Origin of the sequence: Nocardioides panacisoli (assembly GCF_019448235.1) — a bacterium.
Lineage (GTDB): Bacteria > Actinomycetota > Actinomycetes > Propionibacteriales > Nocardioidaceae > Nocardioides > Nocardioides panacisoli_A.
Genome location: NZ_CP080409.1, coordinates 1,760,522 through 1,786,901 on the forward strand (window position 1 = coordinate 1,760,522; position 26,380 = coordinate 1,786,901).

19 protein-coding genes are annotated in these 26,380 nt (G+C 72.9%); 9 read left to right on the forward strand and 10 right to left on the reverse strand.

What is annotated here, in order from left to right; all coding sequences use genetic code 11:
- Nucleotides 1-18: 18 nt before the first annotated feature.
- The 3 genes from KUV85_RS08670 to KUV85_RS08680 are packed head-to-tail and all read right to left on the reverse strand — an operon-like array spanning nt 19 to nt 7,192.
- Nucleotides 19-3,258 carry an ATP-dependent DNA helicase gene (locus KUV85_RS08670; RefSeq protein WP_219962809.1) on the reverse strand — a complete coding sequence of 1,080 codons (3,240 nt, stop codon included), beginning with the start codon at nt 3,256-3,258 and terminating at the stop codon, nt 19-21.
- The gene (locus KUV85_RS08675) at nt 3,255-6,479 is read right to left on the reverse strand and encodes an ATP-dependent helicase (RefSeq protein WP_219962810.1); all 3,225 of its coding nucleotides are present in this window, start codon (nt 6,477-6,479) and stop codon (nt 3,255-3,257) included. Before KUV85_RS08675 ends, KUV85_RS08670 begins: the two co-directional genes overlap by 4 nt.
- Nucleotides 6,480-6,526: 47 nt before the next feature.
- Entirely contained in the window at nt 6,527-7,192 is a 666-nt protein-coding gene (locus KUV85_RS08680; RefSeq protein ID WP_219962811.1) for a lysophospholipid acyltransferase family protein, read from the reverse strand.
- A 499-nt stretch (nt 7,193-7,691) separates the two neighbouring features.
- Between KUV85_RS08680 and KUV85_RS08685 the strand changes: the two genes are divergently transcribed.
- Together KUV85_RS08685 and tpx are read left to right on the forward strand one after the other, a co-directional pair.
- A complete protein-coding gene (locus tag KUV85_RS08685) occupies nt 7,692-10,139 on the forward strand; it encodes an SCO7613 C-terminal domain-containing membrane protein (protein WP_219962812.1) in 2,448 nt (815 codons plus the stop codon).
- A 74-nt stretch (nt 10,140-10,213) separates the two neighbouring features.
- Nucleotides 10,214-10,705, forward strand: a complete 492-nt coding sequence (tpx, locus tag KUV85_RS08690; protein ID WP_219962813.1) for a thiol peroxidase — start codon at nt 10,214-10,216, stop codon at nt 10,703-10,705.
- 86 nt (nt 10,706-10,791) lie between these two features.
- On the opposite strand, the gene KUV85_RS08695 is transcribed toward tpx, so the two are convergent.
- The 3 genes from KUV85_RS08695 to moeZ form a co-directional block, all read right to left on the reverse strand.
- Nucleotides 10,792-10,983: a PspC domain-containing protein gene (locus KUV85_RS08695; protein WP_219962814.1), complete on the reverse strand. Its 192-nt coding sequence runs from the start codon at nt 10,981-10,983 to the stop codon at nt 10,792-10,794.
- Between the two features lie 62 nt (nt 10,984-11,045).
- Complete coding sequence (locus KUV85_RS08700) at nt 11,046-11,369, reverse strand: MGMT family protein (protein WP_219962815.1); 324 nt, start codon at nt 11,367-11,369, stop codon at nt 11,046-11,048.
- A 31-nt stretch (nt 11,370-11,400) separates the two neighbouring features.
- A complete protein-coding gene (moeZ, locus tag KUV85_RS08705) occupies nt 11,401-12,600 on the reverse strand; it encodes an adenylyltransferase/sulfurtransferase MoeZ (protein WP_219962816.1) in 1,200 nt (399 codons plus the stop codon).
- Nucleotides 12,601-12,820: 220 nt separating this feature from the next.
- Here moeZ and KUV85_RS08710 point away from each other — a divergent pair, with 220 nt between their 5' ends.
- Genes KUV85_RS08710 through KUV85_RS08725 form a run of 4 tightly spaced genes read left to right on the forward strand, consistent with a single transcriptional unit; the run spans nt 12,821 to nt 15,835 of the window.
- The gene (locus KUV85_RS08710; protein ID WP_237690268.1) at nt 12,821-13,420 is read left to right on the forward strand and encodes a TetR/AcrR family transcriptional regulator; all 600 of its coding nucleotides are present in this window, start codon (nt 12,821-12,823) and stop codon (nt 13,418-13,420) included.
- Between the two features lie 2 nt (nt 13,421-13,422).
- On the forward strand, nt 13,423-13,644 hold the full coding sequence (locus KUV85_RS08715; RefSeq protein WP_219962818.1) for a DUF3107 domain-containing protein: 222 nt from the start codon (nt 13,423-13,425) through the stop codon (nt 13,642-13,644).
- Nucleotides 13,645-13,658: 14 nt separating this feature from the next.
- Nucleotides 13,659-14,642, forward strand: a complete 984-nt coding sequence (locus tag KUV85_RS08720) for an ArsA-related P-loop ATPase (protein WP_219962819.1) — start codon at nt 13,659-13,661, stop codon at nt 14,640-14,642.
- Nucleotides 14,639-15,835, forward strand: coding sequence for an ArsA family ATPase (locus tag KUV85_RS08725; protein WP_219962820.1), 1,197 nt, complete (start codon nt 14,639-14,641; stop codon nt 15,833-15,835). The genes KUV85_RS08720 and KUV85_RS08725 overlap by 4 nt, the downstream gene beginning before the upstream one ends.
- Nucleotides 15,836-15,860: 25 nt before the next feature.
- Here KUV85_RS08725 and KUV85_RS08730 read toward each other — a convergent pair whose 3' ends face one another.
- Nucleotides 15,861-16,304, reverse strand: a complete 444-nt coding sequence (locus tag KUV85_RS08730; RefSeq protein WP_219962821.1) for a hypothetical protein — start codon at nt 16,302-16,304, stop codon at nt 15,861-15,863.
- Between the two features lie 147 nt (nt 16,305-16,451).
- On the opposite strand from KUV85_RS08730, the gene KUV85_RS08735 reads away from it, so the two are divergent.
- A complete protein-coding gene (locus KUV85_RS08735; protein WP_219962822.1) occupies nt 16,452-17,930 on the forward strand; it encodes a hypothetical protein in 1,479 nt (492 codons plus the stop codon).
- Nucleotides 17,931-17,946: 16 nt separating this feature from the next.
- On the opposite strand, the gene ligD (KUV85_RS08740) is transcribed toward KUV85_RS08735, so the two are convergent.
- Complete coding sequence (ligD, locus tag KUV85_RS08740; RefSeq protein WP_219962823.1) at nt 17,947-18,864, reverse strand: non-homologous end-joining DNA ligase; 918 nt, start codon at nt 18,862-18,864, stop codon at nt 17,947-17,949.
- On the reverse strand, nt 18,857-19,786 hold the full coding sequence (gene ligD, locus KUV85_RS08745; RefSeq protein ID WP_219962824.1) for a non-homologous end-joining DNA ligase: 930 nt from the start codon (nt 19,784-19,786) through the stop codon (nt 18,857-18,859). Before ligD (KUV85_RS08745) ends, ligD (KUV85_RS08740) begins: the two co-directional genes overlap by 8 nt.
- 47 nt (nt 19,787-19,833) lie before the next feature.
- On the opposite strand from ligD (KUV85_RS08745), the gene KUV85_RS08750 reads away from it, so the two are divergent.
- Nucleotides 19,834-20,748: a Ku protein gene (locus KUV85_RS08750; protein ID WP_219962825.1), complete on the forward strand. Its 915-nt coding sequence runs from the start codon at nt 19,834-19,836 to the stop codon at nt 20,746-20,748.
- Nucleotides 20,749-20,848: 100 nt separating this feature from the next.
- Here the strand turns inward: KUV85_RS08750 and KUV85_RS08755 are convergent, their stop codons facing one another.
- A complete protein-coding gene (locus KUV85_RS08755; RefSeq protein ID WP_219962826.1) occupies nt 20,849-25,753 on the reverse strand; it encodes an NAD-glutamate dehydrogenase in 4,905 nt (1,634 codons plus the stop codon).
- 129 nt (nt 25,754-25,882) lie between these two features.
- On the opposite strand from KUV85_RS08755, the gene KUV85_RS08760 reads away from it, so the two are divergent.
- On the forward strand, nt 25,883-26,362 hold the full coding sequence (locus KUV85_RS08760) for a DUF2505 domain-containing protein (protein ID WP_219959504.1): 480 nt from the start codon (nt 25,883-25,885) through the stop codon (nt 26,360-26,362).
- Nucleotides 26,363-26,380 lie beyond the last annotated feature (18 nt).

The window sequence follows — 26,380 nt, forward strand, 5'->3', positions numbered from 1 at the left end:
AGCACCCTCGACGGACCGTCAGGCCCCCAGCAACGCCACCAGGGCCTGGCGGTCCGGTAGGTCGTGGTGGACGACCAGGTCGCCGGTCCGCACGTAGTGGAACGCCGCCCGGACCTGCCCGGGGTCCACGCCGGCGAGCTCGGCCCACGCCTGGCGGTAGATCGCCAGTTGCAGCGGGTCGGCCGTCGCGGCGCGGTTGGTCTTCCAGTCCACGACGAGGAACCGCGGCCCGTCCTCGTCGGGCGCGGCCTCCTCGAGGTAGACCGCGTCGATGCGTCCCCGGACCACCTGTCCGGCCAGCACCAGGGCGAACGGCGCCTCCACGGCGTACGGCGTCCGGTCACCGAAGGGGCCCGCCTCGAAGCTGGCCACGAGCTCCTTGAGGTCCTGCTCGTCGCTGATGCCGGCGTCGGCGCGGCCGGCGAGCTCGTCGGGGTCGAAGAGGCCCTGCTGGCCGAACCGTGCCTCGACCCAGGCGTGGAAGCGGGTGCCGAACCGGGCCGAGGGCGACGGCGGACGGGGCATCGGGCGGGCGAGGTCGCGCGCGAAGCCGGTCGGGTCGTCCTGGAGCCGACCCAGGGCGGTCGCCGACAGCGAGCTCGGCAGCGGCACCACGACCTCGTCGGCGCGGTCGCGGCGCGCCTCGGCGAGCAGCCGGTCGATGTCGGCGTCCCACTGCGCGACCCGGGAGGCGTCGACGACGTCGAGCTCGGGGTCCGGCGCGTCGAGTTCGGCGGCCCGCACACGGGCCGCGGCATCGCGGCGGCGGCGGGCCTCCTCCCCCTCGTGCGGGACCGGCCAGGGCACCGCGGGGTCGTCGCCGGCGAGCGGGTGCGGGGCGCCCTTGTCGGGCTTGTCCAGCCACTGGTGGGGCACCTCCCCCCACTGGTCCAGCTGCTCGCGGACGGTGGCCTGGTAGGGCGAGGGACCGAACGGTCGCGTGGTCGGCCCCCACAGGTAGGAACTGACCCACAGCTGGTGGGCGGCCCGCGTCAGGGCGACGTAGCCCAGCCGCAGCTCCTCCTCCTGGTCGTGGTCCTTGGCGCGCTGCTTGTAGTCCTCGATCGCCGGCTTGTCGTGGCCGGTCAACTGCGGCAGGTCGGCGGCATCGCCGCGCAGCGGCGTGGGCAGCACCGACGGCGAGGTCACCCACCGCGTCCGGCCGCGGGTGGCCGGGAACCGGGTCTCCCCCACGCCGACACAGAACACCGTGTCCCACTCCAGGCCCTTGGCACGGTGGACGGTGAGCAGCTTGACCGAGTCGGCCTCGGTGGGGGTCGCGACGTCCATGCCGTTGCCCTGCTCGTCCTCGGCGGTGAGGTAGGCCAGCAGCGAGACCAGGCTGACCTCGCCGTCGACGGCCTGGAAGTCGGCGACGGCCTTGACGAACAGGTCCAGGTTGTCCCGGCGCGCCTCGGCCGCGGCGGCGCCGGAGGAGGCGAGCTCGACGTCGACACCGGTGGTGTCGATGATCCGGCGCACCAGGTCCAGCAGTGGCTCGCCGACGTGGGAGCGCAGCAGGCGCAGCTCGTCGCGCAGCAACGCGAACCGCTCGAGCGCCTCGGCGGAGTACGCCGCCCGGTGCTCCTCGGTGGGCGCCGGGTCGGCGAGCGCGTCGTCCAGGCACGGGATCTCGGCGGGGTCGATGCCGTCGGCGAGCTCGACCACCTGGGTGGCGAGGTCCGGTGCCTCGGAGTCGACGCGTCCGTCCCGGCCGGCGATCTCGCGGGCGCGCCGCCCCAGCAGCCGCAGGTCGCGTGGCCCGACGGCCCAGCGGGGTCCCGAGAGCAGGGTCAGCAGCGCGGCGTTGTCGGTGACGTCGTGCAGCAGCGACAGCACCGCCACGACGTGGGCGACCTCGGCGAGCCGGAGCAGCCCGGAGAGGCCGACGATCTCCACCGGGATGCCCGCCGAGGTGAGTGCGTCGAAGACGCCCTCGGCGTGGGCGTTGTCGCGGGTCAGCACGCCGATGTCGGACCAAGCGCCGGTGTGGGCGGCACGCACGGCCTCGGCGAGCCAGGCGAGCTCCTCGCGGTCGGTCTCGAAGACGGCGACGTCGACGCGGCCCTCGGCCTTGCCGGGAGCGGGGCGCAGCGGCGCCACCTGGTCGCCGTACCGGGCGTAGAGCGGGGCGGCCAGGGCGTTGGCGACCTCGAGGATGCGACGGTCCGACCGCTGGGAGATGCTGAGGTGGTCGCGCCGCTCACGACCGTCCGCGGCGGGGAACGTGGTGGCGAAGTCGAGGATGTTGGACACCGACGCGCCACGCCAGCCGTAGATCGCCTGGTTGGGGTCACCCACGGCGGTCACCGCGTGTCCGCGACCGGTGTCGGCGGCGTCGCCGGAGAACAGGCGCGAGAGCATGATCGCCTGGGCGACCGAGGTGTCCTGGTACTCGTCGAGCAGGACGACCCGGAACTTGCCTCGCTCCGCCGCACCGACCTCGGGCTGCTCCTGCGCCAGCCGGGCCGCGAGCGCGATCTGGTCGGAGAAGTCCATGACGCCGTAGGTCGCCTTCAGCCGGCGGTACGCCGCCACGAGGCCGAGCAGCTCGGCGCGACGGTCGATGGCGTGGATGGCCGCGGCGACGGCGTCCCTGTAGGTCTTGCGGTTCTTCCCGGCCGTCTCCTCGACCAGGGCGGCCTCGAAGTGGCGGCGCTGCTCGGCGTCGAAGTCGCGCACCTGCTGCTCACTGACCAGGTGCTCGCTGATCGCGCTCTCCAGCGCCAGCAGGTTCTGGATCGCGGTGTCGGCGTGGTCGGTGAGGAACTCGATCGGCTCGGTGTGACGATCGATGGTGCGGGCACCGAGCTGGTAGCGCACGGCGTCGGTGATGACACGGGTGTCGGGCTCGTGACCGATGCGCAGGCCGTGGTCGGTGAGCAGGCCGGCGGCGTAGGCGTTGTAGGTGGCCACGGTCGGCTCGAGGACGTCGGCGCCGCCGTCCTCGGCGACCTCTCGCGGCGCGAGCAGGTCCAGCGCCCCGGCGGTGGTCAGTGCCTCGAGGATCTTGTGGCGCAGCTCGGAGGCCGCCTTGGTGGTGAAGGTCAGCCCCAGGACCTCATCGGGCCGCACCTGGCCGGTGAGGACCAGGTGGACGACCCGCGCCGCCATCACCGTGGTCTTGCCCGACCCGGCGCCGGCGATCACGACCGCGGGCTCCAGCGGCGCGGAGATCGCGGCCCACTGCTCGTCGCTGAACACGTAGTCCAGCCCCATCCGGCGGCACAACGCCTCGGGGGTGTCGATGCGAGTCACTGGGAGACCACCGATCCGGTCGACTGGGCCGGACACAGCGGCTGGAAGTCGCACCAGCGACAGTGCGGCCCCGGCATGGCCGGGAAGTCCTCCTCGCGGATGCGCTGCACCGCGCCGGCGAGGGTGGCGCGGAAGTCCTCCCGGGCAGAGCCGGAGTCGCGCTGGGTGGCCTGGGCCTGCACCACGTAGTCCTCGGCGCCGACGAGGCCGACCTGCAGCAGCTCGGCGCCGCCGGAGGCCACCGGACGGCCGACGCGCTCGTCGAGAGCCCCCTCGTCCACGGCGTGCTGGTAGAGCGCGAGCTGCAGGTTCTCCTCGATCTTGGGCGCCTTGCTGCGCCCGGTCTTGAGGTCCACCACCACGACGTCGCCGTCGGCGTCGATCTCGATGCGGTCGGCGAAGCCGTGCAGCCGCACCCGGTGACCGTCCTCGAGGGTGATCTCGGTGCGGAACTCCACCTCGGTCGCGTGCAGCGCGCGGTCGTTGCGCGCGTGCCAGGCGAGGAACCGCTCGAGCGCTGCACGGGCACGCGCGAACTCGCGGTCGCGCGCCCAGGGCGTGCGGAACTCCATGCGGTCCCAGACGCGCTCGACGTGACCCATCAACTCGTCGACGTCGGCCGGTGCCTTGTCGTTGGCCACCTGCTCGGCGAGCTTGTGCAGGATCGTGCCGAGGTTGGCGGCCTGGTGGCCCGGGCCGGCGCCACCGGCCTCCCGCTCCAGGAACCAACGGGCCGGACAGCCCTGGATGCCCTCCAGCTTGCTGGCCGACATCGCCACCGGCTGCTCCGGGTCGCTCACCGCGACCTCGGACCGGCTCAGCGCCCGCGTGCCCCACCAGGTGGCCGGGTCGGCGGCCGCGGCGACGCGCCGGCCGCCCGCGCTCTCACCGGCGAGGCGGGCGAGTCGCTGGGCCGCGGCCTCCCGCAGTCCCTCGTCGGCCGCGGGGTCGGCGACCGTGCGTCGCAGCTCGGCCACCAGGCCGGCCAGGGACAGCGGTCGCCGGGGCCGTCCCACGGTGTGGGTGACCTGCTGCGGGTCGGCCACCAGCTCGGCCAGGAAGCGGGAGGGCTGGTCGCCGTCGTCCTCGGGCGAGCGCACCGCGGTCACCAGCAGCCGCTCGCGAGCGCGGGTGGCAGCGACGTAGAACAGCCGCCGCTCCTCCATCAGCAGCTCCCGGCTGGTGACCGGCGGCACGAGCTCGCCGGCGCCGAGCCGGTCGGCCTGCAGCAGCGTCGTGCGCCGGCGCAGGTCGGGCCACCCCTCGGCCTGGACGTGGGCGATCGCCACCAGGCGCCACTCCAACCCCTTGGAGCGGTGGGCGGTGAGCAGCCGCACCGCCGATCCGCGCACGCCCTGGTCGGCGAGGGTGTCGGCGGGGATCTGCTGCTGCACCAGCGTCTCCAGGAACGCGGTCACGCCGAGGTGTTCGCGGCGTTCCTCTGCCCGGGCCGCGAGGTCGAAGAGCGCACACAGCGCATCGAGGTCGCGGTGGGCGCGACGGGCGGCCCCGGCGCCGTACTCGACGTTGCGGCGCAGTCGCCGCGGCCAGTCGGTGCCGGCCCACAGCTCCCAGAGGACCTCCTCGGCCGACGCGCCGGTGTCGAAGCGGGCCCGCGCCCGCCACAGCAGGCCCACGAGCGCGTCGGCCCGATCGACCTCGACTCCCTCCAGCCCGACCAGCGCCCCCTCCTCGGTGAGGACGCCGCGGAGCAGGTCGCGGGAGTGGCGCGGCGAACGACCGTCGGTCTGGCTCGCAGCCTTGTCGCGGTGGCGCAGTTGGCGGGCCAGGCGGCGTACGTCGCCGGCGTCCAGGCCACCCAGCGGCCCGGTGAGCAGGCCCTCCACCCGACCGGCGTCGAGGTGGTCGGGGTCGGCGGGGTCGGTGGTGTCGAGGTGCACCACCGCGCGCAGCGCGTCCAGCAGTGGCTGGACGGCGGGGTCGCGCACCAGTGGGACCTCGTCGCTGGCGACCTCGACGGGGACCCCGGCGGCGCCGAGCGCGCGACGCAGCGGGCCGATGCTGGCCCGGCCCGAACGCACCAGCACCGCCATGTCGTCCCAGGCGATGCCGTCCTCGAGGTGCGCGCGCCGCAGCAGGTCGGCGAGGTGCTCGGCCTCGGCGCGCTCGGTGTCGAAGGTGTGGACGGTGACCTTGCCCGTCGGCATGCCCTCGGCGGTGCGCGGCTGGAGGAAGGCCGTCCTGGCCTGCTCGGGGATCGTGCCGGGCAGGCCGAGCCGGCCGGCGACCCGCTGGGAGGCGAGCAGCAGGTTGGTGCCGAACCGCCGCGTCGTGCGGAGCGCGACCACGTCGGCCGGGGCGCCGTCGGTGCGACGGAACTGGGTCGGGAACTCCAGGATCCCGCGCACCTCGGCACCGCGGAAGCCGTAGATGGACTGGTGCGGATCGCCGACCGCGACCAGGTCGCGACCGTCGCCGGCGAGCGCCCGCAGCAACGCCACCTGGCCCGGGTCGGTGTCCTGGTACTCGTCGACGAAGACGTGGCGGTACTGCGCGCGCAGCTCGGGCTGGTGGGCCTCGGCCTCGATGCGGGCGCGGCGGATGAGGTCGGCGTAGTCCACGGCGCCCTGGGAGTCCAGCGAGTCGAGGTACTGCTCGAGGAAGAGCCCGGCCGCGACGTACTCCGGCAGGTCGTGCGCCTCGCCGAGGGCCCGCAGGTCGTGGCCGTCCATGCCCTTCTCGCGGGCACGGCCGAGCACCGACTGCACCTCGTGCGCGAAGCCGCGGGTGCCGAGCGCGCGACGGAACCGGTCGGGCCAGGCGACGGACTCGGGGTGGTCGGTGAGCAGCTCGCGGAGCACGACGTCCTGCTCGGGCGCGGAGAGCAGCCGCAGCGGGCCCTCGTAGAGCTCGGCCGGGGCGTGGCGACGCACCAAGGCGTAGGCGAAGGAGTGGAAGGTGGAGCTGAGCTGGGTGGCCATGGTGCGCCCGAGCCGGGCCGTGACCCGGTCCCGCAGGTGCTCGGCGGCCTTGCGGGAGAAGGTCAGTGCCAGGACCTGGTCCGGCGAGGCACCCCGCTGCTCGATGCGCTCCACGATGGCCTCGACCATCGTGGTGGTCTTGCCGGTGCCGGGACCGGCCAGCACGAGCAGCGGTCCACCCGGGTGGTCGACGACGCGCTGCTGCCACTCGTCGAGCGTGGGTGCCGGAGCCGCGACCTGCGGCGCTGCGAGGGTGTAGGTGGTCTCCGTGGCTGGCACGCGCCCCACTCAACCACGCACCCCCGACACCGTCGGCGGGGTCCGGGTCAGGCGTCGGGCGGCCCGTCGTTGTAGGCGCCCGCGGTCTCCTGGCCGCTGAGGGCCTCGATGGCGGTCATGACCCGGTCGGTGAGGTCTCGTCGGGCACGGCCGCGCGGGACGCCGGCGTACTCCTCCCCCACCGAGATCGGGGCACCGAAGCTCACCGTGACCTCGGCCAGTCGTGGCAGTCGGGCACCGATGGGCTGCAGGTGCTGGGTGCCGGTGAGCCCCACCGGGACGACCGGGGCGCCCGAGGTCAGCGCGAGGTGGGCGACCCCGGTCCGGCCGCGGTAGAGCCGGCCGTCGCGGGAGCGAGTGCCCTCGGGGTAGATGCCGAAGGCCTCGCCGCGCTCGAGCACCTCCAGCGCGGTCTGCAGCGACTCCATCGCCGCGGCGGAGTCGTCGCGGTCGACCGGCAGCATGCCCAGTCCCCCGAACCACGCCCGGGACGCGGCGCCGCTCAGGCCGGTGCCGGTGAAGTAGTCGGACTTGGCGAGGAAGACGACCTTGCGGGGCACCACGATCGGGATGACGACCGAGTCGGCGAAGCTGAGGTGGTTGCTCGCCAGGATGACCGGCCCGGTGTCGGGCACGTGGTGCAGTCCGGTGATGTGGGGGCGCCAGACCGCCTTGGCCACGGGAGGGACCACGGTGTGCAAGACCCGGTACATCACGGGCAGGACGCTAGTGGTTACCCGCGGGTCGTCCTACTCCGCAGGAATCCGGCGGACGAGGGAAGGGCCCTCGGCAGTATGAGTGCCAAGGGCCCTTCGGTGACCGGGCGGTCATGGTGTCCCGGTCGGTCCGGTCCTCGCGCCGGATCCCACCGCCCGCACCACGCGGGCCGTGCGGCGCGCCATCCCGTGAGGGAGTGGTCTGCCGTGCGGATCCTCGCTCCGACCGATCCGCCCTCCCGGAGGAGGACACCCATGTTCTACGCCGTCGACCGGGCGGCCACAAGGGGTTGGTCACCGGTTTCTCGATCCGATGCGGCACCTCGGCGTGTCCTCCCCAACACGCCGCCGGCTGTCCACAGCACGCCCCCGCCCGATCCACAGACTGTGGGTATGCCTGTGGACAACCGGCGGGCGAGGGCCGGGCATCCTGGGTACGCGTACTCACCCCGGATGAGTGCGCGCCTGATGGGCACCGCCGCCGCGGGGTGGCTTGATGGTGCCCATGACCTACGCCGACCCCACGCGTTGCCCGGGCTGCCGCGACCACCTCCCCGCCGGCGTCGACCGCTGCCCGCACTGCGACCTCCTGGTCCGGCACGCGCTGGCCCAGCAGCTGTTCGCCACGCTCACCCGCGCCGACCGGCTCGTGGCGCAGTTGCGCACCGAGCACGCCGCGGTGCCCGTGCCGGCCGCCGCGGCCGCAGCACCGCCTCCCCCACCCGTCGTGCCGGGCATGGCGCCCGCAGCCGTGGCGCCCGCCCCCGGCCGCCCCGGCCTGATGTCGGTGCCGAGGGTGCTGCTCGGCCTGGGGGCGCTGTGCCTGTTGGTCGCCGCCGTCATCTTCCTCGCCGTCACCTGGTCCTGGCTGGGCGTCGGCGGACGGACCGTGGTGCTGGTGGGACTGACCGCGGGCGCGGCCGGCCTCGCGACCGTGCTGCTGCGCCACGGCCTGCGGATCGCCGCGGAGTCCCTGGCCACGGTCAGCCTGGGGCTGCTGGCCCTGGACGTGGCGGGTGCGGAGTCGGCCGGGTGGCTCGGCGACCTGCCTGCCGGCGGCCCGGCGGTCGCGACCGGGCTGGTGGTCGCCGCGGCAGGCGTCGCCATCGCGATCGCGACCCGGCCGCCGCTGGTGGCCCCGCAGGTCGCGGCCGCCCTCGGCGCCCTCGTCGCGTACGCCGGCGCCGCGGACCTCTCCGACCACCCGCTCCTCGTGGGCCACGCGACGCTGGTGGTGCTCGCGACCGCCTGGCTCGCGGCACGACGGCTCGAGCTCGCCGTGCTCGCCGGGAGCGTCGCGCTCGCCGGCGTCGTGGTCTGGTCGATCACCACGGTCGTGGCACTGGGGACCGGGCTGGCGGACCCGACCCTGCGGGGGTTCTGGGTGGTCGAGGGTGCTGGGTGGTCCCTGCTGGTCTCCGGGGTCGCCCTCCTGGCACCGGGCCTGCTGCTGCACCGCGTGCCGTGGCTGGTCGCCGGCGGCGCCGGTGCAGTCCTGCTGGCCACCATCGCGGCGACCGCGCCGGCGATCGACGCCTCCGCGCGCACCCTCGCCGTCGTCGCCGTGGCCACCACGGCCGCGTGGGTCGCCGCAACAGCGGTGGTCCCGGCACGTGCCCGGGCCATCGGAGTCCTGCCGGCCGCCGTCGGCGCGCTGCTGCTGGCCGGCCTGCTCGTCGTGACGACGACCGTCGCGGCGTGGCGGTGGGCAAGCCTGGGCGGGCCGTTCGGGGTCGGCGCCGAGGCCCGGATCGGCGGCCCCGACCCCGTCACCGAACCGCTGGTCGCCGCACCCGCGGCCGCCCTCATCCTCGGCATCCTCGTGGCCGGTCGGATCGTCCGCGGTCCGGTGAGTGGCTGGCTGCCCGCCGCGGGGCTCGTGAGCGGTGTCGCCGGACTGGCCACCCTCGCGTCCTACCCGGTGCCGCTGGCGGTGCTGGTCGCCGGCGCCGGGGTCCTCACCGCCGCATCACTCGTGCTCGGCGTCCGCGCCACGACGGACCGTGGCCGCACCGGCCACGGGCTCGCCGCGTTCCTCCTGGCGGCGACGACCTGCGGCCTCGCCCTCCCCAGTGCCGCGCTGACGGCCGCCGCCGCGCTGGCGACCCTGTGCCTCGCGGTGGCGCTGCACCTCCTCGGTCCCACCCCGACGGTGCGGGTCGCGGGCGGCATCGCGGGCGTCCCGGCAGCCGGACTGGCCGTCGTGGCGATCGCGGGCTGGGGCGCGATCGACCCGTCACGGGTCGGCGTACCCCTGCTGCTCGTGCTCGGCCTGCTCGCGCTCGCCCGGCCCCGTCCCGAGGTCGAGGTGCCGGCGGCGTTCCTCGCCCTGCCCGCGACGGCGTACGCCGTCCCCGCGGCCGGCGACGTCGGCGGCTCGCTCGCGCTGCACCTGGCCGTCGCCGGTGCACTGATGACGGCCACCGGGCTGCTGCATCGGGAGCGTCGCCCGGCCGTCGCGGTGGGCGGGGTGCTGCTGGTGCTGGCGAGCTGGGTGCGCCTCGGGGACCTCGGGGTGAGCGCGCCCGAGCCCTACACGCTCCCCCTGGCGCTCGCCCTCACCGGCGCCGGCCTGTGGCGCCTGCACCGCGACCCGGCCTGCGGCACGCCGACCGCGCTGGTGCCGGGCCTGTCACTCGCCACGGTGCCCACGCTGCTGTGGGTGCTGGACGACCCGGTGTCCCTGCGGGCGCTGTTGCTCGGCGCGGCCTGCGTCGGCCTCGCGGTCGGGGGCGCCGCACTCCGGTGGAGCGCACCGCTCGGGGTGGGGGCCATCGTCGGGACGGTGCTCGTGGTCCGTGAGCTCGCGCCGTACGCCGGCTCGGCACCGCAGTGGCTGTGGATCGGCCTCGCCGGCACCCTGCTCACCGTGGTCGGCGTGACCTGGGAGCGCCGACTGCAGGAGGTGCGGGCAGCTGCGGGCCGCCTGGGGCAGCTGCGGTGACGGTGCCCACGTCCGGCGTACGCCGCGTGGTCGCGCCGCCGGGAGGCTTCGCTCGCTCTGGTAGGAAAGTGCCCATGGCATCCATCACTCTTGGCGGCAACCCGATCAGCACCACCGGCGACCTCCCGGCCGTCGGGGCCGACGCCCCGGCCGTGGACCTGGTCGGCGCCGACTTCTCCCCCGTCGGCCTGGCCGAGGGCCAGCGCACCGTGCTCAACATCTTCCCCAGCGTCGACACCGGCGTCTGCGCGGCGAGCGTGCGCAAGTTCAACGAGCTGGCCTCGGACCTGGCCAACACGACCGTGGTCTGCGTGTCCAACGACCTGCCGATGGCCCAGGCCCGGTTCTGCGGCTCCGAGGGCATCGAGAACGTCACCACCGGCTCCGGCTTCCGGTCCAGCTTCGGCGAGGACTACGGCGTCACGATGGCCGACGGCAAGTTCGAGGGCCTGCTCGCCCGCTCGATCGTCGTGGTCGACGAGCACGGCAAGGTCATCCACAGCCAGCTCGTGCCCGAGATCGCGCAGGAGCCCGACTACGACGCGGCGGTGGCCGCGCTCGGCTGAGCGCGCCGCTGACGTGACCGGTTCGTGGGTGTCAGCGAGGTCCGTGGGCCGCGCTGACACCCACGACCACGACCCGATCCGTCGAGTCAGCGCTCCTTGGGAATCAGCACCCACAGCGCCAGGTAGACCACGAACTGTGGTCCCGGCAGCAGGCAGCTGAGCACGAACAGGACGCGCACGGTCGTCGGGCTCATGCCGAACCGCTGCGCCAGGCCGGCACAGACGCCGGCGATGACGCGGTTGCGGGGACGGACCAGTCGGCGCGCTGGAGTTGTCATGCCTCCAGTGTGCGCCCGCGTCCCCGCCGATTCAGCCCCGAGACGTCGATCCCGGGGACATCTCAGGGCCCCTGCCGGTGGTCGTCCGGCTCGCCGGGATCCCAGAACGCACCGGCCATGTCGACGCCGGCGCGGCGCAGCGGGGTGCCCTCGTCGAGGTAGTGCTCGCGGGCCCGCTCGTCGTGGCTGGGCGGGAGCGAGCCGTCGGCCCGCACGACGCGCCACCACGGCACCCCCCCACCGTGCAGCGACATCACCGTCCCCACGCGGCGCGGGCCACCGCCCACGACGGCCGCGACGGCGCCGTACGTCGTCACCCGGCCGGGCGGCACGCCCTCGACCAGGGTGAGCACGCGCTCGACGTACTCCTCCTGGTCGGGGGTCATGCGGTCTCGACGGGCTCGACCAACGGTGGGATCAGTAGGAGGCCTGGCTCGGGTCGATCTGGTTGACCCAGGCCACCACGCCGCCACCGACGTGCACCGCGTCGTCGTAGCCCGCGCCCTTGACGATCGAGAGCGCCTCGGCCGACCGGACACCGGACTTGCAGTGCAGCACGATCTGCTTGTCGCTGGGCAGCTGCTCCAGGGCGTTGCCGTTGAGGAACTCGCCCTTGGGGATCAGCACCGAGCCGGGGATCTTGTTGATCTCGTACTCGACCTCCTCGCGCACGTCGACGAGCAGGAAGTCGCGGCTGCCCTCCTCGCGCTCCTTGAGCATGGAGTCCAGCTGGGTGACCGAGATCGTCGCGTCGGCAGCGGCCTCGGCGGCCTCGTCCGACACCGCACCGCAGAAGGTCTCGTAGTCGATGAGGTCGGTGACCGTGGGGTTCTCGCCGCACAGCGCGCAGTTGGGGTCCTTGCGGACCTTGAGCTTGCGGTACTCCATCTCCAGGGCGTCATAGATCATCAGCCGACCGACCAGCGGGTCGCCGATGCCGGCGAGCAGCTTGATGGCCTCGTTGACCTGGATGGAGCCGACCGAGGCGCACAGCACGCCGAGCACGCCACCCTCGGCGCAGCTGGGGACCATGCCCGGCGGCGGCGGCTCGGGGTAGAGGCAGCGGTAGCAGGGGGCGTCGTCGACGACGGTCGGCGCGAACACCGAGGCCTGGCCGTCGAAGCGGAAGATCGAGCCCCACACGTAGGGGATGCCGAGGAAGTACGCCGCGTCGTTGACCATGTAGCGGGTCGCGAAGTTGTCGGTCCCGTCCACGATCAGGTCGTAGCCGGCGAAGACGTCCTTGACGTTGTCGTTGTCGAGGCGCTCGGGGTGGAGCACGACCTCGACGTAGGGGTTGATCTCGGCGACGGTGTCCTTGGCCGACTCCGCCTTGGGACGGCCGACGTCGGACTGGCCGTGGATGATCTGGCGCTGCAGGTTGGACTCGTCGACCTCGTCGAACTCGACGATGCCGAGCGTGCCCACGCCCGCGGCGGCGAGGTACATCAGGGCGGGGCTGCCGAGGCCGCCGGCACCGATGATGAGGACCTTGGCGTTCTTGAGCCGCTTCTGCCCGGCCATGCCCACGTCGGGGATGATCAGGTGGCGGCTGTAGCGACGCACCTCGTCGATGGTCAGCTCGTCGGCCGGCTCGACCAGCGGGGCAAGACTCACAGCGAACTCCTCAGTGGATGGATCTGTCCGGGAACGGGGTCCGGGAGGTAACGCAGCGCGACTCCGCAGTGTTCCCGAGTGTTCCCGCGACTCCACGGTACCGCTGCCACGAGGAGCCCTACCGCGGAGTAGGCTCAGCGTGGACATCACCGAAGTGCGGGAGGAAGCCGTGGTGAGCGGAGGCTACGACGTCGACGAGGTACGGCCGCGCGGCGTACGCATGCCGCGGCCCGAGCGTCGCGCCCAACTGCTCGCCTCCGCACTGGAGGTGTTCGTCCAGCAGGGCTACCACGCCGCCGCGATGGACGACATCGCCGACCGTGCCGGGGTCTCCAAGCCGGTGCTCTACCAGCACTTCCCGGGCAAGCTCGAGCTCTACCTGGCGATCCTGGACACCGCGTGTGACGACATCATCGACAACTGCCGCAGGGCGCTGGAGTCGACCCAGGACAACAAGCAGCGCGTGGCGGGCGCCATCGAGGCCTTCTACGGCTACGTCGCCCACGACACGGGCGCGTTCAAGCTGGTCTTCGAGTCCGACCTGACCAACGAGCCGGCGGTGCGCGACCACGTCGACCGGGTCACCACCGAGTGCGGCGACCTGATCGCCGGCGTGATCGCCGACGACACCGGGCTGCCCGGCGAGGCCGCGCGACTGCTCGCGGTCTCCCTGGTGGGAATGGCACAGGTCAGTGCCCGGTTCTGGCTCACCGACGGCGGCCACCTCGGCCACGACGACGCCGTCGCCCTGGTCTCGGGCCTCGCCTGGCGAGGCATCCGGGGCTACCCGATATCCGATGCACCCACCAAGGAGGACTGACCGTGGAGGTCAAGATCGGCGTGCAGCACGCGCCCCGCGAACTCCTCGTCGAGACCGACGAGTCCAGCGACGACATCGAGAAGGCCGTCACCCAGGCGCTGAGCGAGGGCGGGACCCTGACCCTCACCGACTCCAAGGGACGTCGCACCGTCGTGCCGGCGGACAAGCTCGCCTACGTCGAGATCGGCAGCTCCCACATCGGGCAGGTCGGCTTCCGCTCCTGACGGGGAGGCATCTGGTGTCCTGGCCCCGCGCATCGCTCCACGTCGTCTCCGGCAAGGGAGGCACCGGCAAGTCCACGGTGGCTGCCGCACTGGCGTTGGCGCTGGCCTCCGACGGCCAGCACGTGCTGTTGTGCGAGGTCGAGGGACGCCAGGGCATCGCCCGGCTGTTCGGCGTCGAGCCGCTGCCGTATGCGGAGAAGAAGCTGGGCGCCGGGCTGGACGGCGCCAGTGCCCGTCCCGGCACGGTCCACGCGCTGCACGTCGACCCCGAGTCGGCGCTGCTGGAGCACCTGCGTGAGCACTACCGCCTGGGAAGGGCGGCGCGACTGCTCCAGCGGTACGGCATCGTGGAGTTCGCGACCACGATCGCACCCGGTGCGCGCGACGTACTGCTGACCGGCAAGGTCTTCGAGGCGGTCGTGCGCGAGACCGGTCGCACCTACGACACGGTGGTGGTCGACGCCCCACCCACCGGACGCATCGTGCCGTTCCTGGCGGTCAACTCCGAGGTGTCCGAGCTGGCCGAGTCCGGCCCGCTGCGCGAGCAGGTCGCCCAGATGGCCGAGCTGTTCTGCTCCCCCCGCACCCAGGTGCACCTGGTGACGCTGCTGGAGGAGATGCCGGTCCAGGAGACCCACGAGGGCATCGAGCAGCTGCGCGAACGCGGGCTCCACGTCGGGTCGGTCTTCATGAACCAGACCCGCCCCCGCGACCTGGCGACCGCCGACGTCACCGCGGCCCTGGACGGCACCCTGGACCGGGTGCCGCTGGAGAAGGACCTGCAGGAGGTGGTCCCCGACGCCTCGCCGGCGCTGTTGGCCGAGTTCTTCCACGAGGTGCGCGACCACGCCGAGCGGCGCGCGCTGGAGGACCGGTTGCGCACCCGCGTCGAGGGGTTCGGCGTCCCCACCTATGAGCTGGAACGGCTCCCCCACGGCATCGACCCGGGCGGACTCTACGACCTGGCCACCGAGCTGCGGGAGCAGGGCATCCGATGAGCGAGACCCTCGCACGCCGCTTCGACGCCTCGTCCCGCCACGCCAGCGGCGTGGTCCCCGAGCTCGACGTCGACCGGCTGCTCGACGACCGGTCGGTCGACATCATCGTGTGCTGCGGTGCCGGTGGCGTCGGCAAGACCACGACGGCCGCGTCCCTGGGCGTGCGCGCCGCCGAGCGGGGTCGCCGCGTCATCGTGATCACCGTCGACCCGGCGCGGCGGCTCGCCCAGGCCATGGGCATCGACGAGCTGGACAACACCCCGCGGTCGGTCGCGGGCATCGACGACACCGCCGGCGGCACGCTGCGCGCCATGATGCTGGACATGAAGCAGACCTTCGACGACCTCGTCACCGAGCAGGGGTCGCCGGAGCTCGCGGCGCGGGTCCTGCAGAACCCCTTCTACCTGTCGATGTCCAGCTCCTTCGCCGGCACCAGCGAGTACATGGCGATGGAGAAGCTGGCCCAGCTGCGCGCCGAGACCCAGCGTGACGACAGCTGCGACCTGATCGTGGTCGACACCCCGCCGGCCCGGTCGGCGCTGGACTTCCTCGACGCACCCGAGCGGTTGGCGCACTTCCTGGACGGCCGCTTCATCCGGTTGCTGGTCGACCCGCCCAAGGGCACCGCCCGGCTGTTGCAGTTCGGCCTGCGGGCCGTCACCCGGTCCCTGCAGCGCATCCTGGGCAAGGACACGCTCACCGACTTCCAGGACTTCGTCGTCGCGCTCGACACGGTGCTGGGCGGCGTACGCGAGCGCTCCGAGGAGACCTACCGGGTGCTGAAGGGCCGCAGCACGGCCTTCCTCGTGGTGGCCACGCCGGACCCCGACGCGCTGCGGGAGGCGACCTACTTCGTGGAGCGGCTGGGCGAGGACGACCTCGTCGCGACCGGCGTGGTGATCAACAAGCTCACCCTCCAGCCGGCCGCGATGGTGACCGCCGAGCAGGCCCTCGGCGGCGCCGAGGAGCTCTGGACCGCCGACCCCGACTCCCGGTCGGCGGCGGTGCTGCGGCTCCACGCCGACCGCGTCCGGCTCAGTCTCCGCGAGAAGCGCACCCGGCTCTCGTTCGAGGCCGCGCACCCCTCGCTGCCCACGGCAGTCGTGCCGGGGCTCGCGGGCGACGTCCACGACCTCGACGGGCTGCGCCGGATCGGCGCGCTGATGAACGACGAGGACGCCACCGGCGAGTAGCCGCCGCTTCGTAACGGTCGGTCGGTCAACCGTCCTCGCCGCGGGTCTCCCGGATCGCTGACTCCCACGCCCGGTGGATGGCCTCCCGGTCCTCCTGGGCGGCGGCCAGGGAGTGGTCGGTCGCCTGCCGGTCGCGGCGTGCCCGGGCCAGCGTCTGCTCGGTGGCCGCCCGGTCCTGTGCCAGCGCGCCGAGCGCGGCGTCGAGCGAGGCCCGGGTGCGTGCCAGTTCCTCCTGCTGGGCGCGCAGCCGCTCCTGCACCGCGTCCAGGTCCAGCGGCGCCGGCGCCGCGACGGTGGGCGGCGTGCCCGCCGAGCGCTCGCTCGCGGGGCGCCGGGCTCGCGCGCGCCGGGCGGCGGCCCGGGCCGCGGACGCGTTGCGGGCTGCGTCCCGATCGGCGCGGGCCTGTTCCTCGGCCTCCTGCTGCGCGATCGCGATCGCATCCGCGACCGAGTCGGCGGGACGCTCCATGGGCGTCACCCTAGGTCATCTGCGTCGTTTCTCCTGTGACGACGGTGCACTAGAGTGATGCGCCGACGTCACCGTCGGCGCTCCCGGACGGGACGCCGGCTCCCATGCCTGCCCACCGGCAGTGCGTGCCCGACCCCGAGGTGAGCCGTGATTCCCCAACAGCCCGCGACCTACTCCCGTGGTGGCCGCTACCGACAGATCCTGCGTCGCAGCTGGCCCGTGGTGGCCATCGGCGTCCTCGTCGGACTGCTCGTCGCCGCGGCGTACCTCGCGCTCACCCCGCGTACGACGACCGCGCAGGTGAAGGTCAACCTCAACGTCGTCTCGCTCTCGCCCTTCGAGCAGGACCAGCCCGCCGGTGACCTCGTCGACCCGGCCACCGAGGCCGGTCTCGTCGCCGCCTCCCCCGTGGTCGATGCCGTCGCCGAGCTCGTCGACCGGCCGGCCGCCGAGGTCCGCGAGCACATGTCGGCCGAGATGGTCGAGGACACCACCGTCATGGAGATCACCTACGGCGCCGAGAGCCGCGAGGACGCTGTCGCGGGCGCGGACGCGCTGGCGGCCAACTACCTCGAGCACCGACAGGCGACCGCCGAGGAGCGCCTCGCCGGCGTCCAGGAGCGGCTCACCGAACGCGAGACCGAGGTCCGTCAGCAGCTCGCCGACGCGCTCGCCGAGGAGCGAGCCGAGGGCGCCAGCGCCGTGGCGCGGGCCCGGGCCGAGGCGAGCCGCACCGCGCTGCGCACCCAGCTGCGCACGGTCGTGGAGCAGGGCTATGCCATGGACAGCATCGACACCGGTGGTGGCGAGGTGCTCACCGCGGCCGAGGACAACCCGACCACGACCGCACCCAACCGCCCGCTCGCCCTGGGCATCGGCCTGCTCGCCGGCCTGCTGCTGGGCCTGGTGGCCGGGTTCGGACGCAACGCCGTGTCCGCCACCGTGCGCGACGGCCACGAGGTCGGTCGCGTGACCGGCCACCCCGTGCTCGCCACCCTCACCGGCACCGCGGCGAGCGTGCCCGCCGAGGACGCCGACCGCGACACCTACCGCAGCATCCGCGAGCGGATCCTCACCCTCCCCGAGCGGCGCCACCTGATCTCGATCGCCGACATCGCCCCGGCCGAGGGCCAGCCCACCGACGTGGCGGTCAACGTCGCGCTCGCCACCGCGGAGGCCGGCATCAAGACCGAGCTGGTCATCCCGCCGCACGGCGCGATGTTCTCCACGCTGCGCCCGGCGCTGGGCCTCAAGCGGCGACCGCTCAACACCGACGCGGTCGCCCGCTACGACAGCACGTTCTTCCCCGAGCTGGTGGTGACCATCCCGGGCCCCGAGGACGGTCGCTCCAACCCGTGGTCGGCGTACCTCACGCTCCGGGCGGAGAAGGTCGACGGCGACGACACCCAGCTGGTCATCCTCGGCTTCCCCGCCTACATGGGGCGCTCCTACCTGCTGGCGGCGGCCCGGATGGGCGACCAGGTGGTGCTGACCGCGACCCTGGGCGAGGCGGAGAAGGACGAGCTCGCCCAGGTCGCGCGGGACGTGGCCGCCGTGGACGGCAACGTGCTGGGCACCGTGCTGTGCGCCCACCCCCGGCGCTGGCTCGACGACGACGAGGACTGAGGGAGCCCGTCCCGACTCACCCTGCCTCGTCCCGCGCGAGCAGGTCCCCCAGCTCGTCCACGCGTGCCAGCACCTGGCGCGGGGAGAACTGGTCGAGCCCGAGCTCGTCCTCGGCCCCCGCGACCACCTCGTCCCAGGCCAGGGGCGTCGCCACCTGGGGCCGCTCGGTGCCGCGCAGCGAGTACGGCGACACGGTGGTCTTCGAGCCCGAGTTCTGCGACCAGTCCAGGAAGACCTTGCCACGGCGACGTGCCTTGGTCATGGTCGCGGTGACCTCGCGCGGGTGGTCCGCGGCCAGCTGCTCGGCGACCTCGCGGGTCACGTCAGTGGTCTCCTCCGGCGGGAGCAGCGCCGAGACCTCGGCGTAGAGGTGCAGGCCCTTGCTGCCGCTGATGACCGGGCGGGCATCAAGGCCGCGGTCGGCGAGCAGGTCGCGCGCGAGCAGCGCCACCCGGCAGCACTCGTGCAGTCCGGCGGGCTCGCCCGGGTCGAGGTCGATCACGAGGCGGTCCGCTCCCCGCGGCGTCCCGTCCTCCTCGACGGTCCACTGGTGCGTGTGGAGCTCCAGCGCCGCCAGGTTGCCCAGCCACATCAAGGTGGCCAGGTCGTCCACGATCGGGAAGCGCAGCGTGTCGCCGTGGCGGCTCGGTGCGCGGGAGCCGGTGGTGGGGACCTCGACGGTGCGCACCCACGAGGGGGTGCCCGCGGGGGCGTTCTTCTCGAAGAAGCTCATGGCCTGCACGCCGTGGGGCCAGCGGATCCGCGTCACCGGACGGTCGGCCAGCTGCGGCAACAGCACCGGTGCGATCCGTGCGTAGTAGTCCAGCACCTCGCCCTTGGTCGTGCCCGTCGCGGGGTAGAGCACCTTGTCCAGGTTCGACAGCCGCAGGGTGCGTCCCTCGACGTCGACGTGCACCGGCTCGGCCTCAGCCATCGAGCAGGTCCTCGGGGGCCAGGTCGTCGCGCACGCCGCGGAAGGAGGGCTGGCGCAGTCGGTCGTGGCCGGTGCCGTGGCTGTCGACGTCGACCACCAGCACCGGCGCGAGCCAGTGCGTGCCGTCGGCGTCGACGCGGGGCACCTCGTCGCTGAACGGGCTCTCCTCCCGGGACAGCTCGCCCACCAGGTCGGTGAGCTGCCGCGCCTGCGCCGGGCCGATGCCACTGCCGACCCGGCCCCGGTAGGCGAGGCCCTCCGCGGTGGGCTCACCCACCAGCAGCGCCGCCAGGCGGGCCCGGGTCCCCGTCTGGGGGCGCCACCCGCCCACGACGTAGGAGCCGCGGTGGCGGTGGGCGAACTTGAGCCAGTGCCGCGTGCGCTCACCGGGCCGGTAGCGCGCGTCGGTCCGCTTGGACACGATGCCCTCGAGTCCCTGCGCGCGCGTCGCCTCGTGCAGCATGGCGCCGTCGTCGTACGTCGGCGGCACCTGCCAGCCCGAGGGCTCGAGGTCCAGCTCCTCCAGCCGCGCACGACGCTCCGACCACGGTCGCGCGGTCAGGTCGGTGCCGTCGAGATCGAGCAGGTCGAAGACCATCAGGGTCGCCGGCACGCGTGCGGCCAGGCGCGCCACGGTCGACTGCCGACGCACGTGGATCCGCTCCGCGAGCGTGCGGAAGTCCGGGATCCCGTGGTCGTTGAGCGCGATGATCTCGCCGTCGAGGACCGCCTCCGACACGGCGGCCGGCGGCGTACGCAGCTCCGGCCAGGCCTCGGAGACGTCATTGCCGTTGCGGCTGTGCAGGCGCACCGCGCCGTCCCGCACGCTCACCAGCGCGCGGACGCCGTCCCACTTGACCTCGTGGCGCCACGACTCCCCCGACGGCACGCGGTCACCGGGGGTGGCGAGCATCGGGCGCATGGGCTCAGTCTGCCTGCTCCGGGCTGGATTCGGGCTACCCTCGGGGCATGCGTGCGATCTGGAAGGGTGCGGTCTCCTTCGGCCTGGTCTCGGTGCCGGTCAAGCTCTACTCCGCCACCGAGAGCCACGACGTCTCGTTCCGGCAGGTCCACCACGCCGACGGCGGGCGCATCCGCTACCAGCGGGTCTGCTCGGTGTGCGGCGAGGAGGTCGCCTACGCCGACATCGCCAAGGGGTACGAGACCGAGGACGGCGAGATGGTCATCCTCGACGACGACGACCTGGCCGAGCTGCCCACGACCTCCTCGCGCGAGATCGCCGTGGAGACCTTCGTGCCCAGCGACCAGATCGACCCGATGCTGCTGGAGAAGTCCTACTACCTCGAGCCGGACGCGACGGGGGCCAAGCCCTACGCCCTGCTGCGCCAGGCACTGCAGGAGGCGGACCGGATGGCGGTGGTGACCGTCGCGCTGCGCCAGCGCACGACCACCGGCGTCCTGCGCGTGCGCGAGACCGACAACGGCGAGGTCATCGTGCTGCAGACGATGCTGTGGCCCGACGAGATCCGGACGCCGGACTTCTCCGTCGAGGTCGGCGAGGTCAAGGACGCCGAGGTCGAGATGGCCCGCACCCTCGTCGACACCCTCGCCGGCGACTTCGAGCACGACCAGTTCACCGACGACTACGCCGAGAAGGTCAAGGAGGTCGTCGAGGCCAAGATCGAGGGGGGCGAGGTCAAGCGCACCGAGACCTCGACCAAGACCAGCGGCGAGGTCGTCGACCTGCTCTCGGCACTGCAGAAGTCGGTCGAGGCGGCGAAGTCCTCCCGCGGCGAGGACGACGGCGGCTCGGCGAAGAAGGCGACCAAGCGGCCCGCCAAGAAGGCCGCGAAGAAGACGGCCAAGAAGGGCGCCGCCAAGAAGCCGGCGAAGAAGGCGGCGAGCCGCAAGAAGGCCGGCTGAGCGGCCGTCGTACGAGCCCGCGGTGCCGAGTCGGCGTGAACTCGGCCGAGTTCACGCCGACTCGAGCCCGATCCGAGCCGAGTTCACGCCGACTCGGCGATCAGGACAGCAGTGACCGCACGACCCGGAGGGCGACGGAGACCCGCGCGAGGTCGGTCTCGTCCTCCTCGGCGATGTGGTCCAGGGTCTCCACGCCGCGCTCGATGACGGTGCCGCGGTCCTGCTCCCAAGCGGCGACGCGGTCCTCGGCGACCTCCTCGCCGTCGGTCGCCTCCAGCACCGCCGCCGTGAGCTGCGCGTGGACCGCGTGGAGGTCGTCGCGCATCGCGGCGCGGGCCATCGTCTGCCACTGGTCCTCCCGCGGCAGGCTCACCACCTGCTCCCCGAGGGCGGAGAGGCCGAGGCGCTCACCGAGCGCGAAGTGCACCCGGGCCACCTCCGGCGGCTCGAGCTCCTCACGGACGGCGATGTCGACCACGTTGAGCAGGCGGTAGGCCACGTCGAAGCCGGCCACGCGGGCCGCGAGGTCCTCGGGCACGCCCTGGGCCTCGTAGAACTCCCGGCGACGCTCGAGCGAGGCCAGCTCGTTGCCCCGCAGCAGCTCGGGCAGCTGGGTCATCGCCGCCTGCACCGGCCCCGCGAACGCCGCGACCGTGGCGTCGGAGTCCAGCGGCTGGCGACGGTTGGTGACCAGCCACCGCGACGCCCGCTCGACCAGCGTGCGCATCTCCACCCGCATCCGGGTGACCAGGGCGGCGTCGAGCCGGTTGTCGTACGCCTCCAGCTCGCGGCGGAACGCCTCGGAACCGAAGATGTCCCGCGCCACGAAGTTGGCGCGAGCGAGCTCCGCGTCCGACGCACCGGTCTCGGCCGCCAGGCGTGGCAGGTAGGTGAAGCCGGCGTGGTTGATCAGGTCGTTGACGATCTGCGTCACGATGATCTCGCGGCGCAGCGGGTGCTGCTCGACCTGCGGGGCGAACCCGTCACGGATCGGCTCGGGGAAGTACTTCACCAGCCCCCGGGCGAGGTAGGGGTCGTCGGGCAGGTCGGTGTCGATCAGCTCCTCGGCGAGGATGATCTTGCTGTAGGACAGCAGCACGCTGAGCTCGGGAGCCGTGAGCGAGCCACGGTTCTCGATGCGCCGCCGGACCTCCTTCGAGGTCGGCAACGCCTCGAGTCGCCGGTCCAGCCGCCCCTGCTTCTCCAGGTCGCGCATCCACTGCTCGTGCACGTGCAGCAGCGACGGCGCGTTCTTGCCGGCGTTGGCCAGGGCGAGGTTCTGCTCGTAGTTGTCCCGCAGCACCAGCTCGGCGACCTCGTCGGTCATCGAGGCCAGCAGCTCGTTGCGCTGCTTGCGGGTGAGGTCACCGGAGGCGACCACGCGGTCGAGCAGGATCTTGAGGTTGACCTCGTGGTCGGAGGTGTCGACGCCGGCGGAGTTGTCGATGAAGTCGGTGTTGACCCGACCACCGGCGGCGGCGTACTCCACGCGGCCACGCTGGGTGAGGCCCAGGTTGCCGCCCTCCCCCACACACCGGACGCGCAGCTCCTTGCCGTTGACACGGATCGCGTCGTTGGCCTTGTCGCCCACGTCGGCGTCGGACTCCGAGGCGCCCTTGACGTAGGTGCCGATGCCGCCGTTCCAGAACAGGTCGACCGGAGCGAGCAGCACCGCGTGCATCAGCTCGTTGGGCGTCATCGACGTCACGCCGGCGCTGATGCCCAGTGCCTCGCGGATCTGGGGCGTGATCGTGATCGACTTCAGCGACCGCGGGAAGACGCCGCCACCCTCGCTGATGGTCGCGGTGTCGTAGTCCTGCCAGCTCGACCGCGGCAGCTCGAACAGTCGCTGCCGCTCCGCGTAGGAGGTGGCCGGGTCCGGATCGGGGTCGATGAAGATGTCGCGGTGGTCGAAGGCCGCCACCAGCCGGGTCGTCGGCGAGCACAGCATGCCGTTGCCGAAGACGTCACCGGACATGTCGCCGACGCCGACGCAGGTGAACTCCTCCCGCTGGCAGTCGATGCCCATCTCCCGGAAGTGGCGCTGCACCGACACCCACGCGCCACGGGCGGTGATGCCCATGGCCTTGTGGTCATAGCCCACCGACCCGCCGCTGGCGAACGCGTCGCCGAGCCAGAACCCGTAGGACTGCGAGACCTCGTTGGCGATGTCGGAGAACGTCGCAGTGCCCTTGTCGGCCGCGACCACCAGGTAGGGATCGTCACCGTCGTGGCGGACCACGCGCGGCGGGGACACGATCTCCGGGGCACCGTCGGACGCGGACCGACCGTCCTCGGCCCGGTTGTCGGTGAGGTCGAGCAGGCCGGAGATGAAGGTGCGGTAGCAGGCGATGCCCTCGGCCTGCCACGCCTCGCGGTCGCTGGGGTCGGGCAGCTGCTTGGCGTAGAACCCGCCCTTGGAGCCCACCGGCACGATGACGGTGTTCTTGACCATCTGTGCCTTGACCAGGCCCAGGATCTCGGTGCGGAAGTCGTCGCGCCGGTCCGACCAGCGCAGCCCGCCACGCGCGACCGGACCGAACCGCAGGTGCACGCCCTCGACCCGCGGGGAGTAGACGAAGATCTCGTACGCCGGCCGCGGCTCGGGGAGCCCCGGGATCGCGGAGGGCTCGAGCTTCAGCGACAGGTAGGACTTCGGTGCTCCGCTGTCGTCGGCGGCCTGGAAGTAGTTGGTCCGCAGCGTCGCCCGGATGTGGACCAGGTAGGACCGCATGATCCGGTCGTGGTCGAGGCTGGCGACGTCCTCGAGTGCCTCCTCGACCTGCGCCACGATCTCCTGCTCCCGGCGCTCCCGGTCACCGCGCAGGTCCGGGTCGAACCGCGCCGTGAAGAGGTCGACCAGCAGCCGCGCCAGGGCGACGTTGTCGACCAGCGCCGCCTCGATGGAGTCGATGGCGAAGGGCGAGTTGCCCTGCTTCATGTACTTCGCGTAGGCCCGCAGCAGCAGCGCCTGGCGCCACGTGAGCTCGGCGCGGAGCACGAGCTCGTTGAAGCCGTCGACCTCGTTGCGGTCGTCCCACATCGCGCGGAGCGCATCGCTGAAGAGCTCCTGGGCACGGTCGGGAAGCGGCGCGTCGTAGCGCAGCCCGAAGTCGTAGATGTCGGCACGCCGGCCCAGCCCGTCGAGCCGGTATGGCCGCTCGTCGACCACCTCGACGCCCATCGAGGAGATCATCGGCAGCACGTCGGAGAGCGAGAGCGGGTCGCCGATGCGGTAGATCTTCAGCCGGGCCTCGCCCGGGGCCGCGTTGAGCGGCGAGTAGAGCGCCTGGTCGACGCCCTCCTCGCCACGGATCGTCTCCAGTCGGCCCACGTCCACCGCGGCCACCCGCGGGTTGTAGTCCTCCTTGTAGGCCTCCGGGAAGCTGTCGGCGTACCGGCGGCCCAGCGTGGCGCCGACGTCCTCACCGAACTCCGCGGTGACGGCCTGGGCGAAGTCGTCGTGCCAGGAGCGCGACACCTCGATCATCCGGCGCTCGAGCTCGACGGTGTCGATGTCGTCGGGGATCTGCTCACCCGCCGGACGCCGCACCACGAAGTGCACGCGCGCGGTGGTGGACTCGGAGATGTTGACGTTGAACTCGACCGAGTCCGCGCCCAGCTCCTCCTCCAGCAACCGCACGAACTTGTGGCGGATGTTGGTGTTGTAGCGGTCGCGCGGCAGGTAGACCAGCACCGACAGGTAGCGGCCGTAGGTGTCGCGCCGGATGAACAGCCGCACCGCACGGCGCTCCCGCGCCTGCATCGCCGCCTCGGCGATCGGGGCGAGCTCGTCAACCGGGGTGTGGAACAGCTCGTCGCGCGGATATGTCTCCAACGTGTCGAGCAGCGCGTTGCCGTCGTGGCTGCGCGGGTCCAGCCCGGTGCGCTCCAGAACCGCGTCGACCTTGTCGCGCAGCACCGGGATGCGGGTGAGCGACTCGGTGTAGGCAGCGCTGGAGAAGAGCCCCAGGAAGCGACGCTCCCCCACGACCTCGCCGTCGGCACCGAACTGCTTGATGCCGATGTAGTCCAGGTACGCCGGCCGGTGGACCGTCGAGCGCGAGTTGGCCTTGGCCAGCAGCAGCAGCGACTGCTCCCGCGCCTTCCGGCGGACCGCCTCGGGGAGCCGGTTGAAGGCCATCGACTTGGCGGCCTCCCCCGGCTGCTCGCGCAGGATCCCCAGTCCGGTGCCCGGCACGACCGAGAGCATCTCCTGGTCGTCGTCGCCGGGGCCCTGCTCCAGGCGGTACTCGCGGTAGCCCAGGAAGGTGAACCGGTCATCGGCCAGCCAGCGCAGCAGGTCGATGCCCTGCTGGACCTCCTCGCCCGGCAGCGGCGGCGGGGAGCCCTCGAGCTCCTCGACGGTGGTGCCGACCTGGGCGACCATGTGCTCCCAGTCCTCGACCGCCACGCGGACGTCGGCGAGCACGCGGCGGATGTCGGCCTCGAGCTGGCTGGCCTCCTGCTGCTCGAGCTGGCCGCCGAGCCGGTCGATCTCGACGTGCATCCACGACTCGTGGACCGCTCCGTCGGTCGCGGGCGGGGCGCCCCGGCCCAGTGCGCGCATCGACTGCAGCGCGCCCGAGGCGTCGCGGGTGACGTCGTAGGTCGGGTGCAGCACGAGGTGGACGCCGTGCAGTTGGCGGGAGAGCTCCATCGTCAGCGAGTCGACGAGGAAGGGCATGTCGTCGGTGACGACCTCCACGACGGTGTGGCCGGCCGCGGTCCACCCGTGCTCGCCCACGACAGGGGTGTGCACCGCCACCAGCGTCTCGCCCGGCGTACGCCGCCGCGCGAAGCGGGCATGGGAGGCGAACGCGCCGTAGACGTCCACTCCGGAGCGGTCGTCGAGCTCCTCGGTGGAGACGTGGCGGTAGTAGGCCGAGAGCAGCTCCTGCAGGTCCGCGGGCGGGGGTCCGCCGCTCCCGCCGCCGCGTTCGGCCGCCTCGACGGCACGGTCGAGGATCTGGTCGCGCTGGCTGTGATGCGTCGTCGTTGACACGGTTGTGACAGTAGGACCCTTGCGGCATCTCGGACAACCACGGGCGGGTAACGACTGGGTGTGTCGGCTCGGGCATGATGGCGCCCGGCCCGCCGCTCGGTGCGGCTCGCACACGACGAAGGAGAAGCCATGGCCACCCGCCTGGTGCACGAGATGGTCTACGACGCCCCCGCCGAGAAGGTCGCCGCGATGCTGGCCGACCCCGCCTTCCGCGAGTCGGTGTGCGAGACGCAGGGCGCCACCGAGCACGCGGTGCAGGTCACGCCGGCCGGCGAGGGGATGTCGGTGACCATCGACCAGTGGCTTCCCACCGAGGGCGTGCCGTCGTTCGCGAAGAAGATCGTCGGCGACAGCACCAACGTGGTGCAGCGCGAGGAATGGTCCGGCCCCCTGCACGGCGACATCGAGGTCACCATCCCGGGCAAGCCCGGCACCATGGTCGGCACCGCGACGCTGCGCGAGTCCGACGGCGTCACCACCGAGACCGTCGAGCTCGAGATCAAGGTCAAGATCCCCGTCATCGCCGGCAAGCTCGAGGAACTCGTCGCCAAGCTGCTGGGCAGCGCCCTGCGCGCCGAGGAGCGCGCCGGCAAGAAGTACCTCGACTGACGCTGCGGACGTCCCCGG